At 67.3% G+C, this 17,698-nt stretch carries 16 protein-coding genes; 4 read left to right on the plus strand and 12 right to left on the minus strand.

The genetic code is table 11. The features are described 5' to 3' along the window. Positions 1-13 precede the first annotated feature (13 nt). From ACVN90_RS20040 to ACVN90_RS20080, 9 genes are all read right to left on the minus strand, one after another. Positions 14-2,464: a glycoside hydrolase family 2 TIM barrel-domain containing protein gene (locus ACVN90_RS20040; RefSeq protein ID WP_475099956.1), complete on the minus strand. Its 2,451-nt coding sequence runs from the start codon at positions 2,462-2,464 to the stop codon at positions 14-16. A 43-nt stretch (positions 2,465-2,507) separates the two neighbouring features. Further along, a complete protein-coding gene (locus tag ACVN90_RS20045; protein ID WP_475099957.1) occupies positions 2,508-3,803 on the minus strand; it encodes an MFS transporter in 1,296 nt (431 codons plus the stop codon). Positions 3,804-3,820: 17 nt separating this feature from the next. Next, positions 3,821-4,279: an anthrone oxygenase family protein gene (locus ACVN90_RS20050; RefSeq protein WP_475099958.1), complete on the minus strand. Its 459-nt coding sequence runs from the start codon at positions 4,277-4,279 to the stop codon at positions 3,821-3,823. 94 nt (positions 4,280-4,373) lie between these two features. Next, positions 4,374-5,051, minus strand: coding sequence for an MBL fold metallo-hydrolase (locus ACVN90_RS20055; protein ID WP_475099959.1), 678 nt, complete (start codon positions 5,049-5,051; stop codon positions 4,374-4,376). A gap of 30 nt (positions 5,052-5,081) precedes the next feature. Next, positions 5,082-6,512 carry an aldehyde dehydrogenase family protein gene (locus tag ACVN90_RS20060; RefSeq protein ID WP_475099960.1) on the minus strand — a complete coding sequence of 477 codons (1,431 nt, stop codon included), beginning with the start codon at positions 6,510-6,512 and terminating at the stop codon, positions 5,082-5,084. Continuing rightward, a complete protein-coding gene (locus tag ACVN90_RS20065; protein WP_475099961.1) occupies positions 6,512-7,633 on the minus strand; it encodes an NAD(P)-dependent alcohol dehydrogenase in 1,122 nt (373 codons plus the stop codon). Before ACVN90_RS20065 ends, ACVN90_RS20060 begins: the two co-directional genes overlap by 1 nt. A 21-nt stretch (positions 7,634-7,654) precedes the next feature. Then, entirely contained in the window at positions 7,655-8,779 is a 1,125-nt protein-coding gene (locus tag ACVN90_RS20070; RefSeq protein WP_475099962.1) for an NAD(P)/FAD-dependent oxidoreductase, read from the minus strand. Continuing rightward, positions 8,776-8,967, minus strand: a complete 192-nt coding sequence (locus ACVN90_RS20075; protein WP_475099963.1) for a ferredoxin — start codon at positions 8,965-8,967, stop codon at positions 8,776-8,778. The genes ACVN90_RS20070 and ACVN90_RS20075 overlap by 4 nt, the downstream gene beginning before the upstream one ends. Beyond that, positions 8,964-10,163 (minus strand): cytochrome P450, encoded by a 1,200-nt coding sequence (locus tag ACVN90_RS20080; protein WP_475099964.1) that lies wholly within the window; start codon positions 10,161-10,163, stop codon positions 8,964-8,966. The genes ACVN90_RS20075 and ACVN90_RS20080 overlap by 4 nt, the downstream gene beginning before the upstream one ends. A 230-nt stretch (positions 10,164-10,393) precedes the next feature. Between ACVN90_RS20080 and ACVN90_RS20085 the strand changes: the two genes are divergently transcribed. The 4 genes from ACVN90_RS20085 to ACVN90_RS20100 all read left to right on the plus strand — a co-directional run bounded on the left by ACVN90_RS20085 (position 10,394) and on the right by ACVN90_RS20100 (position 14,825). Next, positions 10,394-11,176 (plus strand): IclR family transcriptional regulator, encoded by a 783-nt coding sequence (locus ACVN90_RS20085; RefSeq protein ID WP_475099965.1) that lies wholly within the window; start codon positions 10,394-10,396, stop codon positions 11,174-11,176. Positions 11,177-11,416: 240 nt separating this feature from the next. Then, positions 11,417-13,039 (plus strand): bifunctional 3-(3-hydroxy-phenyl)propionate/3-hydroxycinnamic acid hydroxylase, encoded by a 1,623-nt coding sequence (locus ACVN90_RS20090; RefSeq protein ID WP_475099966.1) that lies wholly within the window; start codon positions 11,417-11,419, stop codon positions 13,037-13,039. 32 nt (positions 13,040-13,071) lie between these two features. After that, entirely contained in the window at positions 13,072-14,004 is a 933-nt protein-coding gene (locus ACVN90_RS20095) for a VOC family protein (RefSeq protein ID WP_475099967.1), read from the plus strand. Next, a complete protein-coding gene (locus ACVN90_RS20100; protein ID WP_475099968.1) occupies positions 14,004-14,825 on the plus strand; it encodes a fumarylacetoacetate hydrolase family protein in 822 nt (273 codons plus the stop codon). Before ACVN90_RS20095 ends, ACVN90_RS20100 begins: the two co-directional genes overlap by 1 nt. Positions 14,826-14,882: 57 nt before the next feature. Here the strand turns inward: ACVN90_RS20100 and ACVN90_RS20105 are convergent, their stop codons facing one another. Genes ACVN90_RS20105 through ACVN90_RS20115 form a run of 3 tightly spaced genes read right to left on the minus strand, consistent with a single transcriptional unit; the run spans position 14,883 to position 17,669 of the window. After that, positions 14,883-15,578, minus strand: a complete 696-nt coding sequence (locus tag ACVN90_RS20105; RefSeq protein ID WP_475099969.1) for a class II aldolase/adducin family protein — start codon at positions 15,576-15,578, stop codon at positions 14,883-14,885. After that, positions 15,575-16,582, minus strand: coding sequence for a hypothetical protein (locus ACVN90_RS20110; RefSeq protein WP_475099970.1), 1,008 nt, complete (start codon positions 16,580-16,582; stop codon positions 15,575-15,577). Before ACVN90_RS20110 ends, ACVN90_RS20105 begins: the two co-directional genes overlap by 4 nt. A gap of 25 nt (positions 16,583-16,607) precedes the next feature. Further along, the gene (locus tag ACVN90_RS20115) at positions 16,608-17,669 is read right to left on the minus strand and encodes a zinc-dependent alcohol dehydrogenase (protein ID WP_475099971.1); all 1,062 of its coding nucleotides are present in this window, start codon (positions 17,667-17,669) and stop codon (positions 16,608-16,610) included. Positions 17,670-17,698: the final 29 nt, after the last annotated feature.

Here is a 17,698-nt window from a genome sequence, read left to right on the forward strand (position 1 = left end):
CCTCTTCGCCAGGCTAGTTGTCATCTAGTGCCAGTTCCGAGCCGCCGATGAATGCGTGAATGGGATCACTCACTAGTTCGAGGCGAACGACGCCGTCACGTTCCGACACGACGGTGACGGTGATCGGGCCGGGATCGGCGCTGCCCCGTACGACCGCGAGGGCGCGTCCGCGATACGTGGAATGCACGTTATCGAGGTACGCCTCTGCGGTCGATGTCGCGGCGTTGCCCACCGCGAGCAAGGTGCCCGCGCCAGCGACGCTCATAGCGACCGTGTCATTGATGGCGAGGTCAACGACCCCAGTGTCGTCTGCGAACTCAATCCAAACAAAGGCAAGGTCGTCGGGCCCGATCAACGTGTCCGCCTCTGCTCGCAGCCGGAGCGTCGGTCGGTGAGCGGTGCGCAGTGTGCTGCGGGTGGTCTCGACGCCATTGCGGTAGCCGATCGCGACGAGTTCTCCGGGCTCGTACCGTGCGCGGAATCGGGCGACGTAGTTTCGGCGACGCCCGGCGCGCTTACGGCCGAGAGAGCGACCGTTGATGCGCAGTTCGATGTGATCGTCGGGTGAGTAGACCTCGATCTCCGCCGTTCCGGTGTGACCGTGCCACGACCAGCTGGGGACGGCGTCGCTGTTGCGCCACGGGGTCTTGTTGACGCGCTTGCCTGCCTGGTCGAGGGGGCGTACGGCGATGCCGGGTGCCGAGGCCGGGTCCCACACTGCCTTCACGAGAAGGGCCGGCGCGCCGGGCATGCCGGTGATGTCGAACGCACCGGAACCGGCCACAAGCGCTGGGTAGGGTTTGTTGATCCCGCCGGGTTCGGTGCCGTAGCTCCAGGCTCCGATACCGGCTTCGCCGAGGTAATCCCATCCCGTCCACATGAAGTCGCCGATCACACCGGGGACGCGGCTTACGCGCTTCCAGATCGCAGGCAGGAATCCGGGCATGGATTCGCTGCCGACCATCACCCGTTCGGGATACCGCTTGCGGTCGGCTGGGTAGCGGCTGTAGGCGTAGTTGTAGCCTGCGACATCAACCTCCGCGAACGCGTCGCGGCTCGCCCTGTCCGCCGCAGGGAGACGCGAGATCAGGTCAATGACGCGTCCGAGCTTCGCGATCAGCAGGTTCACTGCGGTGCTGGTCGCCTTATTGGGTTTCGCGTCGCGCGGGTCCGCCTGGTGCTCCTTCTCGAACGGCGACCATCCTCGATTGGCCATCAGGTTGAGCAGGAGATTGATGGCGACCGTGGTCGGCCGGGTCGGGTCGGCGTCGGTGACATAGCGGTGCAGGTCTCGGGTCGTGCGCACGCCCCTGTCAGACGAGGTTTCGGCGATCTCGTTGCCGATCGAGTACATGATAACCGAGGGCCGATTTCGGTCCTTCGCGATCATCGCGTCGGCGTCGTCCTTCCAGGACTCGTCGAATCGGTCGGCGGTATCGTGCGGGGTCTTGTGCTGGAACCAGACGTCGGTGAGTTCGTCCATGACATAAAGTCCCAGTTCGTCGCACGCGTCGAGAAAGGCGCGCGACAGCGGGTTGTGCGCACTGCGGATCGCGTTGTACCCGGCTTCCTTGAGCAGTCGTGCACGACGGTGCTCAGCTGCCGCGAACGTCGCAGCGCCGAGGATCCCGTTGTCGTGGTGAACGCACGCGCCGCGCAGCAGCACCGACGTGCCGTTGATGCGAAGGCCCCGGTGCGCGTCGACCTGGATCGTGCGCAGCCCGGTGCGGATTCGCTGCTCGTCGATGACGTCCCCGTCGACTTCGATCGTGACCGTCGCGTCATACAGATGCGGGGAGTCGGCCGACCAGGCACGAACCGACGGAACAGCAAGGGTGAGCTGGGCCTCGCCGTCGGCGGGGAGGGCCACGACTTCGCGGGCGACCTGTGTGCCGCGATCATCGAACCTCACCGTGACGACGCCACCGCGGGGCGGTGCGCCGTCGACATGGACGGAGACGTCGACGGTCGCATCGGTGCTCAGAGACCGGGTGACGATGCGGATGCCGTCGGCGGCGATGTGGGCGGCGGCGGCGCTCTTCAACCAGACGGGACGGTAGATGCCGGAGCCCGTGTACCAGCGACTGCTCGGGACGCGGGTGTTGTCGACGTGCACCTGGACGTCGACAACGGCACCAGGCGTCACGTCGCTCAGGGGCGCGGTGAACTCGCGGTAGCCGCTATCGCAGCGCGCGACCTCTCGCCCGTCGAGGAAGACGCGGGCGTCGCCGTGGACGCCTTCAAAAAAGAGGCTGTAGTCCCGCTCGGCTGCGTCGGCGGGCACCGTCCACGGCTTGGCGTAGACGTAGGCGCCGCCGGGGAAGTACCCGCCGTGCTTGCCGGTTCCGGCATCCGCTGATCGGGTCTCGCCGATCATCGCGTCGTGGGGCAGACGGACGGCCACCGATGCCGCGTCGTCCGCACGACGGAAGATCCAGCCGTCGGTGAAGAGTGTGGCGCTCATGACGTTTGATCCTTGTTCTCTCGCGGCGGAGCAGCCGACCCCGTCAGCGTTTCGCTGCTTCGCCGATGTCGTCGACCGCTTCATCCGTGACCAGCACCGCCGGCGCCTCCAGCGCCGCTGCCCGCGGCAGGCGCGGAATCCAGACGAGTGAGATCACGATGGCGATCAGGCCCGCTCCCGTCAGGATCGCGAAGAGCACTCGGGGCTGTGCGGTGATCAGCGCCGGGGTGACGAGGGCGAAGAGAGCCGTCACGACTCGCTGGATCGTCAGCGTCGCACCCTGGGCGGTGCTGCGAAGCAGCGTCGGCACCGTCTCCTGCACCCACAGCTTGTAGATGGACTCGCCGAAGAAAGCTGCACTCGTTCCGAACATGATCCACGATGCGATGAGCGTCGGTCCGTTCACTCCCGCGATCGTCGGAATCAGGAACGCGAGGCCGAAGAGCAGACCGGCGATGTTGACGAAGTACTTCCGCACGGCGGCGTCTGCGATCTTCATCATCACGAGCCCCCCGGCGATGCCGATCGGCAGTGCGATCAAGATGACGAGGGACCACTGCTGCGCGGTCCCGTCCGCAGCCTCGGTGAAGGCGAGAGTGCCGAAGGCGGAGAGTGTGTTCGCGCCGAGGCCCCACATCGAGTAGTAGATGCCCAGCGCCGCGATCGTGAGACCGAGGGGCCGGGTGAAGAGCTGACCCATGTGGCTGAATCGGATCCGTTCGGGATCGTCGGCCTCGAGATCCCGCGCGGCTTTCCACTCGACGGATTCGCGGATCGTCGTGCGAAGCAGGAGGACGAGGATTGCCACCACGAAGAGATGCAGGAACAGGATCCGGCCCGCGATGGTTCCCATTCCGCCCAGCACTGCCGTGAGGATGTTCGGAACGATGATGCCGATGAACCACAACAGCACGGAGAAGGCGACCATGCGCCCCTTCTTGCCGACTGGGGCCTCCTCGTTGATGAGCGCGAGGGACACCGGCAAGTCGGCTCCGATCGCCAGACCGAGCACGAGGGCCGCCGGGAACAGCACCCATGCCACGGGTGTGAGTGCCAGCACCCCGACCGCCAGGATGTACATCACGATGGTGACCGTGATGATGCGGCGGCGCCCGAAGCGATCACCGAGCCTGCCGCCCACCAGCGCTCCGACAGCGAGTGCCAAGGTCAGAGTCGCCTGGACCGCGCCCTGCATGTTGGGGACGACCGCGAGTTCGTCCTGGTAGAGCACCATTGCGATACCGATGGTGATGAGAGCGCCGGCGTCGAGGTACGAGACCATGCCCGCGGCCCACGCCGTGCGCCACGCGTGACTGGATTGAACGGCTGTGACTGACACCCGAGCTCCTCTTTGAACTAGGACCACACGGCAGCGGCGGCGAGCGCGACCAGCGAGAGTATCGCCGGAGGCGTACGCGTGTAGTGCAGCCGACGCCACCGGGTGCGCAGCTGCTCGATCTGAGGCGGCGCCTCACCCTCCGCGCGGCGGCGGAAGAGCGAGTTGATCCGCTCGGGGAAGGCGATCGACAGGACGATCACGAAAAGAATGAGCGCCGCCCCCACCCACGCGAGCACCGCCGCAGTCACCGGCGCGTTGAGGGCGAAGACGACGGCCGCGATCATGGCGACACCGCCCATGATCGGCTGCAGCGGGTCGGCCCGGTACAGCGAGCGCCGGAAGTCCACGACGAACTGGTCGATCGGCATCCGTCGCCAAAGATTCACGCGTTCGACCGCGTAGAAGAAGATGACGCCTGCCCAGAGTCCGTCCGCGACGAGCATGATGATCGCCGAGATGTGAAGGACCTCGCCCATTGATGTGAACCTTTCTCTCGCGCAGGTCCCTGCCCGCGTGTGTGGATCGTCCGACAGCGGGAGCCGGTCCCCCGCGTGCCTCGCCTCGGTGCCGTCAGACTGCGTCGGGCAGATCGATCTGCTCGCCGACGGCGGGTCGCAGCACAGTCGTCCCCTCGGGAGCGAACTTCTGCATGAGCGTGCGATGCATCTCGCGGTGCGGCGCGGCCAGCCCGCCGTCGTGGACGGGCACCGCGACCCGGGGGGCGAGCGCCTTCAGGTAGTCGATCGCCTCCGAGAGCTTCATCCAGGGCGCCCCCGTGGGCAGCAGCACCACTTCGACGGGATGCCCTGGCTCGGCGAAGGCGTCTCCCGGGGCGAAGATCCGCCCAGCCACCAGGTACGCGTAGTCGACCGGCACGGGAACGCCGGGATAGATCTGCTCGTGCGCCCACGCCGAGACATCCACCTGAACACCCGCGATCTGCAACGAGCCCGGCTCGATGATGGTGACGTCGTCGATGCCTGCGCCGGCCATCAGCTCGGCGGTACCGGCATCTCCGTAGACGGGCACAGCGGCGTCCGTACGGAGCCGTCGAATCTGCTCGGCGTCGACGTGATCCTGGTGCGCGTGCGTGACGAGGATCGCGTCCAGGTCGTGGATCGTCGCGAGCGGAGGTGTCAGGCTTCCGGGATCCAGCAGGATCCTGCCGGTGGAGCCGCTGTCGGTGGTCACCTCGATGAGCACGCACGAGTGTCCGAGGGGGGTCAGTCGAATGGGGTGGTGGGTCATGGAACCGTGCCTTCTGGTCTTGCGCGCTGGCTATCCGTGGAGATAGAAGGTGCGCTGTTCGGTGTAGAAACGGACGGAGTCTCGGCCGCCGAGGCGTCCCATACCCGATGCGCCGAGCCCGCCGAACGGCACGTGCGGTTCATCCCCCACGGACGCGCCGTTGACATGGACGGCGCCGGCGCGGACTCGGCGCGCAAGGCGGTAGGCCCGATCGGCGTCATCCGAGATGACGGCTGCGATGAGTCCGAGCTCACCCTGGTTCGCTTTGGCGAGGGCATCCTCGTCGTCGTCGTACGGGACGACGTTGACGATCGGAACGAAACCCTCCTCGGCGAAGAAGCGGCACCGGTCGTTGACGTCGGTGAGCACCGTGGGGCGCGCATAGAGACCGTCGATCGAGCCGCCGGCGGCGACGCCCGCGCCGAGGCCGCGCGCATCTTCGACCAGCTCGCTGAAGTGTTCGGCTGCGCCGGCGTTGATGAGCGGCCCCAGCTGGACCGCGGGATCGCGCGGATCGCCCACGTTCATCGATTCGGCGATGGCGACGAGCCGGTCCACGGCTTCGGCATAGCGGCTGCGGTGCACGAGCAGCTTGTCGGTGCACATGCACACCTGACCGGTGTTGGCGAAGGCGGAGAAGGCCAGCAGAGGCGCCCAGCGCTCGAGGTCCACGTCTTCGCGAACGATCGTCACGTTCTTGCCGCCCAGTTCCATCACCGACGGCGTCAATGCGGCACCGGCCTGCGAAGCGATGGACCGCCCGACCGGTGTGGACCCGATGAAGGCGATGCGGCGGATCTCGGGCGACGCGATCAGCTCGTTGATGAGGTGGCGGCCCTCCCCCGCGGCACTCGTCGCCACGGGGATCACCTCGGCGGGCACGCCGGCGCGGACGAGCGCGTCGGCGAGGAGGCGGCCCGCCGATATCGGCGCCTCTTCACTCGGCCGGATGACGACCGCGTTCCCCACCGCCAGCGAGATGGCGCTGGACCGCGCGGCGAGGATCACCGGCGCGTTCCACGGCACGATGGACAGGCTCACACCGGCCGGTTCCCGCAGGGAGTGATTGACCGTATCGGGATCGAACGAGGGAAGGATCTCCCCGATCGCGCCGCTGGTCAGCGATGCCGCCTCTCGCAGGGTCGCTGCGGACTCGTGGATGTTCATCTCGGCCCACGGCCGCGTCGCGCCGACTTCGAGCGCCATCGATGCGACGTGCTCTTCAAGCTCGGATTCCAGCAAGTCGGCCGCCGAGAGCAGGATCCTGCGCCGCTCCGTGTACGGGACGGTGGCCCACTCGCGCTGCGCGTGCGCCGCGTCGCGGAGGATGTCGGCCACGTCGCCCGGCTGGAGCGCCGGGAACTCGGCCAGCGTCTCGCCGGTGACGGGAGAGACATCGGCGAACGTGCGACCTCCGGACCCGCGCTTCGCGCGGGGTGCGAAGACGGACTGTGTGCTCATCAGTCGGCTCCTAAGATCAGGACGGGCTTGATGGTGACACCGGATGCTGCGTCCGCCGCAGCCCGGTCGATATCGGTGAACGCATACCGGCGTTGGAGGCGCTCGATGGGGAACCGTCCGCCGCGATGAAGGGCGATCAGCTGAGGGATGAAGCTCTCGGGCTCGCTGTCGCCCAGCGTGACTCCGACGATGCGGCGCCCCGGGATGTGCGCGTTGACGTCGAAATTCGCTCGCGATCCCGCGCGGGGGGCGCCGATGACGGCGCAGGTCCCGCCGATCGCGAGGGATCCGATCATGGTCTCGAGCACGCCGACGTTACCGGTGGTCTCGATCGCATAGTCCACACCGCGTGCGTCGGTGAGCGAGGCGATGGCCTCGGCGGTGTCGACGACCGAGGCATCGACGACATGCGTCGCGCCGAGCTCGCGGGCGAGATCGAGGCGTGAGGCGATCCGGTCGATGACGATGATCGTCTGTACAGAGAGGGCGGCGGCCGCCATGACCGCGGCTAGTCCGACCGCCCCGGCGCCGCTGACGGCGAGCACCGAATCCGGCCGTGGAGTGAGCACGTTGAGCACGGCGCCGGCACCGGTCTGGAGCCCACAGCCCAGCGGGGCGTAGAGCGCCAGTTCTTCGTCGGTCGTCGTAGGCGCGAGCGCGATGATGCTGCGCTCATCGACGATCGCGTGTCGAGCGAAGGACGACTGCCCGAAGAAGTGAGCATGGAGCACCCCCTCCCCGTCCCAAGCCAGCGGAATGCTGCCGTCGGCGCGGGTGCCGCCAAGCAGGTTCCACGGCAGATGGTGGTCGCAGTACGCGGGGTGTCCCCCGCGGCACTGCCGGCACCGGCCGCAGGACGTGAATGTCATCAGCACGGCATCGCCTGGCTTGACCCGCGTCACCGCGGAGCCCACCGAGCGCACCCGGCCCGCCCCCTCGTGACCGAGCACGCCGGGGAGTGGGAACGGGATGGACCCGGATGCCGCACTCAGATCGGTGTGGCACATGCCCACGGCCACGACATCGACCAGCACCTCGTCGTCGCGCAGCTCGTCGAGCACGACATCCGCCAGCTGGAATCCGGATCCGGTCGCTGTGGCGATCGCAGCGGTCGTCCTCATGCCTGCGGTCCTCGGTTGTCGTCAGGCATGGGCCATCGCCTTCAGTCGAGCCACCGGCATCCGATGGTTGATCGACACTGCGACGATGCGGTCGTCACGACGCCACTGGAGCAGCGCGCTCAGTTCATCGGGGTCGCCCGCCAAGACCTCCGGCGCGCCTTCCAAGGGAAGCTCACCCGCGATCTTGATGTCGAGACCGAACTGCTCCGTCCAGAAGTAGTGGTCGGGTTCGTAGGGTGCAGTGTCGCTGTCGAGCATCGCCCGTGCGGCAGCCTGACCCTGCACGATGGCGTTGGTCCAGTGCGGCGTCCGGCGGAACAGTCCCGGCAGCACCTCGCGTACCGCGACGTCGCCGGCGGCCACGATGCCCGGGGCGACCACGCAACGATCGTCGACGACCAGTCCCCCCGCGAGCGGAAGCCCGGACGATTCCAGCCACTCGACGTTTGGGAGATCGCCCGCGGCTGTCACCACCAGATCGGCGAAGAATTCCTCCTCCGGACCGGTGATCACTCCGCCGACGGGGTCACCGATCAGTTCGACCCCGTTCGGCGCGAGGACGAACCGCACGCCGTCTGCCGTCGCTCTGCCGACGATGAGCTCCGCCAGCCAGGGCCCCAGCAGGCGCAGGAGAGGGGGATCTCGATCGATCACCGTGACGTCGAGGCCGTGGTGGCGGAGTGTGGATGCCACCTCCATCCCGAGGAACCCCGCACCGACGACGATCGCCGTCCGTGCGCCGGCGACTGCGGAGGCGATGGTCTCCGCGTCTGACAGGGTGCGCACGACGTGCTCGCCCGCCTGGCCCACCTCTGCGAGCCGCCGAGGGCGCGCACCGGTCGCGACGATCAGGCCTTCGTATGGCACGAGCTCCCCGTTGTCGAGTTCCACCGTCTTGCCCTCGGTGTGCAGGCGGACCGCGCGCACTCCGTTCCGCACCCGGACGTCGTCGGGCAGGGCCGGGAGCACCGCCGACTCGGCGGGTTCCGTACCGGCCAAGATGCCCTTCGACAGCGGCACCCGCGAGTACGGCGGATCGTTCTCCTCGGAGAGGACGGTGATCTCTCCGGTCCAGCCGAGTGCACGCAACGAACCGGCGGCGGTGACGCCTGCGATGGAGCCGCCGACGATCACGACCTTGTTCATCGACGCACGGCGAGCGCGGCGACGGGGCAGACTCGCGCCCCGGCCTCGGCCGCCGCCTCCAGGTCCGGCGTGATCTCGTCCACGACGAGACGCACGTACCCTTCGTCGTCCAGCTCATAGACGCCCGGCGCGGTCTGGGCACACAGCCCGTGTCCTTCACACGCGGGCAGCTTGATGTCGATCTTCACGCATCCCTCCGGGGGGTCACTCGCAGGGGGACGGACTCGTAGCCGCGGACGATCGGGTTGCGTCCGCGGATGGGCTCACCGGCCAGCTCGATGGTGTCAATCTGCGCGGCGAGCGCCTCGAGCAGCGTGACTGCTTCCATCCGGGCAAGACCCTGCCCTGCGCAGGCGTGAACGCCGTAGCCGAAGGCGACGTGGTCGAGCGGGTTGCGCTCGATGTCGAAGGTGTCGGGATTCGGGTACTTCTGGGGGTCCCGGTTCGCGGCCGCCCAGTGCAGCAGGACCTTGGAGCCCTCAGGCACGGTCACCTCACCGAACTGGACATCCTTCGTCGCGACGCGCCAGAAGCCCACGACCGGCGACTCCAGTCGCAGGATCTCCTCGAAGATCGGCGCCGCGAGCTTGGGGTCGGCCTTGAGGGCGTTCCAGACATCAGGACGGTCCGCGAAGAGCCGCATCAGCGCGGCGATCGCGTTTACCGTGGTGTCCATGCCCGCCGTGAGGTAGGCGCTGACCGTCCGGATGGCGCCGAGCTGAGTGAGGCGACCGTCATCGACGGCGTCCATGATCGCTTCGCCCCAGCCGCCGGGCGTCAGCTTCGAACGATCCGCCATGGTGCCCATCCAGGCCTGGTAGTCCTGCAGCTGGGGCAGGTGCTCCATGACGTAAGGGACGAACGGCCCGAAGCCCGAGAAGGTGGCATCGGCACCAGGGTGCATCTTCTCCCGGCCTTCCATCGGGAGTCCCACCAGGTCGCCGACGACATTGATCGGGAAGACCCGAGCGATGTCGACCACTCCGTCGAAGTTGCCCTTCGCGACGCACTCGGCGACGAGAGAGTTCGCATAGTCGCTGATCTGCTGGCGGATCTGGGCGAGGCCGCGCGGTGCCAGCTTGTCCGACAGGACTTCGCGGAGGGCATCATGCTCGGGCGGGTCTGTCGCGAGCACCGAGCCCACGAGCTGCTTGTTGAACTGCTCGGTGAGCCCGACACCCTTCGACGAAGTGAAGGACTCCCAGTCGCCGGCCGTTGCGCGGACGTCTTCGTATCGCGTCAGCACGTAGAAGTCGTACTTCGTCGAGTAGACCGCGGGAGCCTGCTCTCGCAGGGCGGTCAGCGTCGGAAACGGGTCGGCCACGACTTCGGGAGCGAACAGATCCGCATCGGTGCTGGGCGTCGCGGTGGTTGTGTCACTCATGATTGCCTCCTTTGGCAGGTCGGGTAAGGGTGGCCGAAGGACGACCTGCGGCGTGGAGCCCGACGGTAGTGGGCGCTCGGCTGGCGTCCCCGTCCGAGTGCCACCCTGTCCTGTTATTCAATACCCACGTCCTGAAAATGGCAACACCAGTTTCCGACGTTTAGATGCAATGTCCTCGCATTCAGGATCTTCCACCAGAAATGAGCCTGCGGTCTGGTTAGATGACTCGCATGCCTCAGACCAGTGGGTACCGCGAGCGAAACAGCACGGCAGACCGCGCGTTGAATGTGCTCCAGATGTTCACGGAGGAGCGGCCGGAGCTCTCGGCCATCGACGTCGCCGAAAGTCTCGGCGTGGCTCGCTCGACGGCGTACCGCTACTTGCAGACGCTGGTCCAGTCGGGCTTCCTAGCGGAATCCGGGCGCGGGAGCTTCCGTCTCGGTCTCTACGTGCTCGAACTCGCCAGGATCGCCCGGAAGGGATTCGGCCTCACCGAACTGTGCGTCCCGGTCATGCGCGAGCTCGCCGAGCAGTTCCACCAGACAGTGCTGCTCACCAAGCTCATGGGCAACGCCGTCGTGTGCCTCGAGCGCGAGGAAGCGCGCGAGCAGTACGTTCGCCTGTCCTACGAGCGCGGCTCGGTCCTCGACATCAACGCCGGAGCGTCAGCTCTCGTGCTCCTCTCGGCGATGGAGGACGACCAGGCGCGCAGCATCCTCGCTTCGACCACGCTGAAGCAGTTCACGCCGAACACGCTCACCGACGCCGAGCGGATCGTCGCCCGACTGGCGCAGATTCGCTCGGACGGCTTCGCGATCTCGTCGGGCGAGGTCGACCCGACCGCGATGGGCGTCGCCGCGCCGATCAGACGAGAGAACGGCGAGGTGATCGCCGCGATCAGCGTCGTGCTCATCCGCTCGCTGGTCTCCGAGCCGCAGATCCAGTCCATCGTCGAAGCACTGGTGGCCGCGGCCGCGGCTCTGAGCGCGCAAGCCGCCCTCCTCGAACTCTGATGTGCGCGGCGAGCATCTGACGCTCGCTCGACCCCGCTCACTGACTGGCAGCCCAGCGGAAGTTCGCTGATTCTCACGCCGTCTCGGCGGCATTTGGCGCGCCCGGAACCCGCCTGGGACCTCCTTTCGATCGCCAGTCGCTCGAGTGCGCCCCGCAGGAATTAGGGAAGACTCTTGCGACAATGTTCTGATAGTCAGATATAGTGGCTCACAAGTTAGGACATCGCGAGGATGTGATCAGTGGAGTCGACCATACGAACCCAGGTGCTTGTCGTGGGCGCTGGACCTGTCGGGATGACCGCGGCGATCCTCCTCGCCTCGGACGGCGTGCAGGTGACCGTCGTCGAGAAGAACGCCCGCACGGCGGACGATCCCAAGGCGATCAGCCTCGACGATGAGTCGCTGCGCGTCTATCAGCGCGCCGGCATAGCAGACGAGGTCCTCCGAGTCATCGTCCCCGGCACCGGCACCACCTACTACGGTGCGGACGGCGCGGAGATCTTCCACGGCGGAGCAACGATCCCGTTCCGCTTCGGCTTCCCCTTCAAGAACCCGTTCGCGCAGCCGGATCTCGAACGTGTGCTCCGCACGGCCTTGGACGCCCACCCGCTGGTCGACGTGAGGTTCTCCACAGAACTGGTCGCCTTCGAAGAGTCGCCGGACCGCATCACGGCATCCGTCACCGATGCGGAGGGACCGTTCACCATCGCCGCGGACTTCGTGCTGGGAGCGGACGGCGGCCGTTCCCGCGTGCGCGCAGATCTCGGGATCTCGATGACAGGCCGCAGTCACGAAGACGTGTGGCTGGTCATCGACACGAGGGGGGACGACCACCACGAGCGGTATGGGATGCACCACGGCGACCCGCGGCGCCCCCACGTCATCGTGCCGGGGTTGAACGGTCGATGCCGGTATGAGTTCTACCTCTACCCCGACGAGGTCACCAGCTGGGTGAACCCACCGTTCGATCTGATGGAGCGGTTGCTCGCCCCGTACCGCGCGATCCGTGAAGACGAGGTCGAGCGTGCGGTGGCCTACCGCTTCCACGGTTTGGTCGCCGACGAGTGGCGCCGCGGTCGGGCACTCCTGCTCGGAGACGCGGCCCACATGATGCCGCCGTTCGCGGGGCAGGGTCTGAACTCAGGCATTCGGGATGCCGCGAACCTCACGTGGAAGATCGCTTCCGTTCTGCGCGGAGACGCCTCGCCGAGTCTGCTCGACACCTACCAGCTCGAGCGGCGGCCCCACGCCGCCGCCGTCGTCAGAAGTTCGGAACGGCTCGGCCGCGTCGTCATGACGACGAACACTCGCCTGGCGGCCTTCCGCGACCGGGTCGTTCGGGACGCGATGGCCACGGAGGAGGGCCGAGCCTACTTCGAGGGCATGAAGTACCGCCCGAGCACGCGCCTTCAGGCGGGAGCGGTGGTCGATCCCGAATCTCATCCGCTCATCGGCTGGGTTCTCGGCCAACCACGTGTCTTCGATTTCGCCGCGCACTGCGTCGTGCCGCTGGATGATCTGACGGGAACCGGCTGGGCCGTGATCGGCGTCGGCATCGGCGACGACGGCGGCCACGCCGCGTGGACGAGCGCGATCTCGGCTCTCGGCCACCTCGACCCGGCTTTCGTGGACGTGCCCGTCGACGACCTCGTCCACGAAAGGCCCCTGGAGGTGCGCGTCGCAATCGACGTCGACACCCGGCTGTACGCCGAAGTCGGCTCCGCCCGGGGCTGCTTCATCGTTCAGCGCCCCGACCGGGTGGTCGCCGGGGTCGCCGTCGCCGATCCGGACGCCCTGACACTGCTCTCGATCCGGCTGCGCGACATCGTGGCCGGGCGCCAGGCAGTTTCCTCCGCGGTGTGACCGCGGCCCGAACGAGAAATGGAAGGAACACCATGGAAAGACCACAACGCATCACTCTGATCGAGGGCGAGCGCGCCGGCGCGCTCCGTCAGACTGCCGTCTCGCACATCGGGTTCAGCGTGCCCGACATCGCCGTGGCGGAGAAGTTCTACACGCGCGTGCTCGGCATGCATCGCCACGCCACTCTCGCCGACGGCGCCGTCCGCCTGGGGTGGGGCGCCGGCCACCACGTCATCGATCTGACCGAGGGCCCGCAGGGTCTCGTGCATATCGGCTTCGAGGTGCGGGACGACAACGGGATCGACGGCATCCGAGATCGGCTCGACGAAGCCGGAATCGCTCACAGTCACCTGGACGTGGCCGCCATCGACGATGCCGTCGGCGAGGCGGACGGCATCGTCGTCACCGACCCCGATGGGAACACGGTGCACTTCCACAGCGAGGTCCGCCGCCATGGCGAGAACACCGCCGACACCGGTCGTCGTCCCATCAAGTTCCAGCACACGACGCTCGGGACGGTGGACGTCGCCCGAATGGCGGCCTTCTACGTCGATGTCGTCGGCTTCCGGATCTCCGATCAGCTCGCCGATGGTCGATTCGCGTGGCTGCGCAGCGACCGAGACCACCACACCCTCGCGATCGTGAACGTCGGCAGCGCCGGCGACATCGACCACTATTCCTACGACCTCGCCGAGTGGGAGGACTTCAAGTCCTGGTGCGACCGCCTCACCGAGCTCGACGTTCCGGTCACGTGGGGTCCGGGCAGGCACGGACCCGGAAACAACCTGTTCGTCTTCTTCGACGACCCGGCAGGCAACCACATCGAGCTCTCCGCCGAGATGGAGAAGTTCTACGACGATCGCGTGCAGTACGTTCCGCGACGCTGGACTCCGGCACCGCAGACAGTGAACCTCTGGGGAGGGCAGACCCCGTCCTGGCGCCGCACGAGCGAGGACCACATCTGATGGCCTGGGCGAGCTACCGGCACAACGGCCGGACACAGGTCGGCATCGTCGATGGTGATCAGTTCGTGCCCCTCGACGGCATCGCCAGGATCGACGCCGACACGGACGTCGACGCGCTTCTCGCGGCCGAGCCTCGCGAGTCCGGTCGGATCGATCGCGGCGAAGTCGAACTGCTGCCGCCCTCGTGGGCCCCGAGCAAGGTGTTCTGTGTCGGGCTGAACTACAAGGCGCACATCGAGGAGACCGGCCGGGATCTGCCCACCTATCCGGTGCTGTTCCCCAAGTACGCGTCGAGCCTGATCGCCGCCGATCGTCCGATACCGGTTCCCGGCGAGTCGACCCAGGTCGACTACGAGGCCGAGCTCGCAGTGATCATCGGCCGGCCCGGGCGACGCATCGCCCGCGAAGACGCGGCCGACCATGTGCTCGGCTACACGGTCGCGAACGATGTGACCATGCGCGACTACCAGTACAAGACGCATCAGTGGCTGCAGGGCAAGGCTTGGGACGGCGCCACGCCGATCGGACCTTACCTGGTCCGCCCCGACGAGGTCGATCTCGCGACCGCCGGCGTACGGACGACGGTCGACGGCGTCACGGTGCAGGACTCCGACTTGTCGATGCTGATCTTCGACATCCCCACGCTCATCAGCGTGATCTCGGAGTTCACCGAGCTCAAGACCGGTGACATCATCCTGACCGGCACCCCGGGTGGCGTCGGCTTCCGCCGTGATCCGCAGCTGTTCCTCACCCCCGGCACGATGGTGACGGTCGAGGTCGACGGTGTCGGACGGATCGAGAGCCAGGTGACGGCCGAGTAGTCCGCGCAGAAGGGGAAGGGGCGCGACAGTCTTGTCGCGCCCCTTCGCTGTTGGGCGTCAGCCGCGCCGGCCGGCCTTGCGAAGAAGGTAGTCGTACCCGGCAGCGAGCTGCGATCTGGGCCAGACGTGCGCCGTCTTCGCGATGATCTCCTCCGAATCGGAGTACGACCGGATTTCGCCCGCGGCACGTGCGGCGAGGTGAAGCGCGCACGCCCGGTCCAGCAGCACCGCGGTCATGGTGGCCGCGGCATCGTCCGCTCCGACGGCGACGAGGCCGTGGCGCGGCATCAGACACGCCCGCGCCTGACCGAGTGCCGCGGCGAGCGCTGCGCCTCTCGAGGGGTCGGCGATGAGGTCGCCGGAAAGCGGAGACCGCGGGATCTGCGGCTCGACGAAGAGCACGCCCTCGTGCGAGATCGCCCGCAACGGCTCATCCAGTGCACTAAAGGCGTTGACCGCAGCTGGGTGACTGTGGATGGACGTCATCACGTCGGGCCGGACGCGCATGATCTCGAGGTGGATGAAGGACTCGATGTGCGGCCGGCCCTTTCCCTCGACGAGCGACCCGTCCCATCCGACCAGGTGGACGTCGGCGGTGGTCAGCTCGTCGAAGGCGACGCCGGAACGCTTGATCCATACGCCGCGGCCGTCGGGATCGCGCACACCGGCATGACCCCAGACCATGTCCTGCTGCTCTGCGGCGAGGAGAGCACCGCAGACGTCGAGCACCCGCTCGACAGAGATCGCGCTCACGGAGCCGAGGCGGAGAAGGCCTTCGCGCGGTAGCCGTCGATCCTCTCGGCATCCCACTGCTCGCTTTCCTCCGCCCCTTCCCACACGCAGTCCAGCTTGCCCGTCGTCACCGTCGTGATGTGCTTGCTCGTGCCGTGGACGATGCTCGCATAGGCGACGCCGACGGGAATGTGCGTGAACGTCCCCGGCGTCATCTCGACGACTCCGTTAGCGCTGATGAGCAGCCGTGTCCCTTCGACCTGGTACTGCACCTCGTCGACGTTCCGCCGACGCGTGTACACCGTGCCGTCACTGTCGGTGATGCCGATGATGCCGATCGCGTGCTGCTCACCACGCCAGATCCACTGCGTCTCATCCGACGTCACCTCAGAGGAGAGGACCTTGAGCCGCTCGGTCTCGATGTAGCCCTGCTCGAGGATGAGCTGCTCGTCCGACAGCTGCACCGCTCGGTCGCAATGCCGGCCGCCGAGACAATCCGTGTGTACCTCGTTCACGACATCCGGCGTCCAACCCTCGAACGGAGGAATCAGCACTTCGCTGGTGCGCACCACCTCACCCACGTCCTCGAGCGGCGTCGGGAAATACCAGAGGATGTGACTGGCGCGTCGCCCATAGTTGTCGTGGGCGACGCCGACCGGGATGCGCACGAAGTCCCCGTCGGTCAGTTCGACCGTTCCGTACTCCGTCATCAAAGTGCGACCGCCTCGGATCTGGTAGGACATCTCGTCGACGTCGAGGTTGCGGTGATACATCGGCTGCCGGAAGTTCATCTGCATCCACTCGATCCGACCGGTCTCGCCTTCCCACAGGATGCGTGGGGGGATGAACGCGCCGTCCTGGTACGCCTGATCGAAGCGCACGATCTTGAGCGGGGGGATCGGATCCCACGACACCCCCGGCATCTTCGGGACCGCACGGGAGAGCAGCTCACCCTCATCGCGCCTGAAAACCCGCGCCGGCCCGTCGAACGGGAAGACCTCGAAGTGCTCGGTAACGATGCCCATGGAATCGCCTCTCTGTCGTGTGGTGTCAGGCACCGACGCCGAGGGCGTCGGCCGAAGATAGCTCTGGACGGACGACTGCCATCCACATCGGTTCAGCGCGCGAGCTGAAGTTGTCGCGGGCCACTGCCGCCTCGTCGAGCGCGAGGCGGTGCGTGATCAGTCGCGAGTACCGCTGAGGGTCGGCACTGAGCAGTCGGATGGCGTCGTGCGCATCCTTCCGGGTGCCGTTGCGGGTGCCGATGAACGAGATGCAGTTGACCGAGAACGCGGCTGGGGGAATCACCAGCGGCTCCGGGTTCACGCCCATGTGGACGATCCGTCCGCCGACGCGCACGCCGCCGAAGATGAACGATGTCCCTCGCCCTCCCGGCAGATAGTCGATGGCGGCGTGCGCACCCTGCGGCGCGATGGCCCGGATGCGTCCGGCGACGGTCTGCGGGTTGTCGTCGTCCTGGAGCGTCACGGTTCGGATGAGATCGGGGTCCAGCTGCCCGACCTCGGCGAGGCGGTCCGCGTCGCGCCCCACGGCGATGATCCGATGCACGCCGAACTCATGTGCGAGAGCGATGGTCGCCACGCCCATGGCGCCGGTCGCGGCGGTGACGATCAGGGTCGCGCCCTTCTCGAGGTCGGCGAGCTTGTACGCCCGGATGGCGTTCGCGAAGTCGTGCACCTTCGCGCCGAGCTCGAAGTCGAGGTTGTCGGGCAGGAGATCAAGGTTCGCGACGGGCACGACGACGAGCTCCGCCAGCCCGCCGTTGTGGAACCGCTGATACCGCCCCATCGCCTCGGGCCCGAAGACGGCGTGGCCGATCATCGCATTCTGGGCGCACATCATCTCGCGGTCAGTCGTGCAGTAGTCGCACGCGCCGCACGACAGCAGCGGGTGCACTCGCACACGACGGCCCCGGAGGCCCTCGCGCTCGGGGTCTCCCACGGACTCCACCGTGCCCGAGATCTCATGGCCGAGGATGGTCGGCAGAATGGGAACCGCGCCCATGCGCAGCAGGTTGAACGCGCCCGGCGCAAGCCCTGCGGCTTCCACCCGCACGACCGCCTCTCCGGCCTGGGCGACCGGGTCGGGCACGTTCCCGACTTTCAGCGTCCCCTGCTGAT

The sequence above is a fragment of the Microbacterium sp. F01 genome, assembly GCF_056156365.1.

What these genes read in the sequence shown, in the direction of transcription:
- ACVN90_RS20040 (WP_475099956.1), bottom strand. Translation starts at nt 2,464, where the DNA reads ATGAGCGCCACACTCTTCACCGACGGCTGGATCTTCCGTCGTGCGGAC.
- ACVN90_RS20050 (WP_475099958.1), bottom strand. Translation starts at nt 4,279, where the DNA reads ATGGGCGAGGTCCTTCACATCTCGGCGATCATCATGCTCGTCGCGGAC.
- ACVN90_RS20055 (WP_475099959.1), bottom strand. Translation starts at nt 5,051, where the DNA reads ATGACCCACCACCCCATTCGACTGACCCCCCTCGGACACTCGTGCGTG.
- ACVN90_RS20060 (WP_475099960.1), bottom strand. Translation starts at nt 6,512, where the DNA reads ATGAGCACACAGTCCGTCTTCGCACCCCGCGCGAAGCGCGGGTCCGGA.
- ACVN90_RS20065 (WP_475099961.1), bottom strand. Translation starts at nt 7,633, where the DNA reads ATGAGGACGACCGCTGCGATCGCCACAGCGACCGGATCCGGATTCCAG.
- ACVN90_RS20070 (WP_475099962.1), bottom strand. Translation starts at nt 8,779, where the DNA reads ATGAACAAGGTCGTGATCGTCGGCGGCTCCATCGCAGGCGTCACCGCC.
- ACVN90_RS20080 (WP_475099964.1), bottom strand. Translation starts at nt 10,163, where the DNA reads ATGAGTGACACAACCACCGCGACGCCCAGCACCGATGCGGATCTGTTC.
- ACVN90_RS20085 (WP_475099965.1), top strand. Translation starts at nt 10,394, where the DNA reads ATGCCTCAGACCAGTGGGTACCGCGAGCGAAACAGCACGGCAGACCGC.
- ACVN90_RS20095 (WP_475099967.1), top strand. Translation starts at nt 13,072, where the DNA reads ATGGAAAGACCACAACGCATCACTCTGATCGAGGGCGAGCGCGCCGGC.
- ACVN90_RS20100 (WP_475099968.1), top strand. Translation starts at nt 14,004, where the DNA reads ATGGCCTGGGCGAGCTACCGGCACAACGGCCGGACACAGGTCGGCATC.
- ACVN90_RS20110 (WP_475099970.1), bottom strand. Translation starts at nt 16,582, where the DNA reads ATGGGCATCGTTACCGAGCACTTCGAGGTCTTCCCGTTCGACGGGCCG.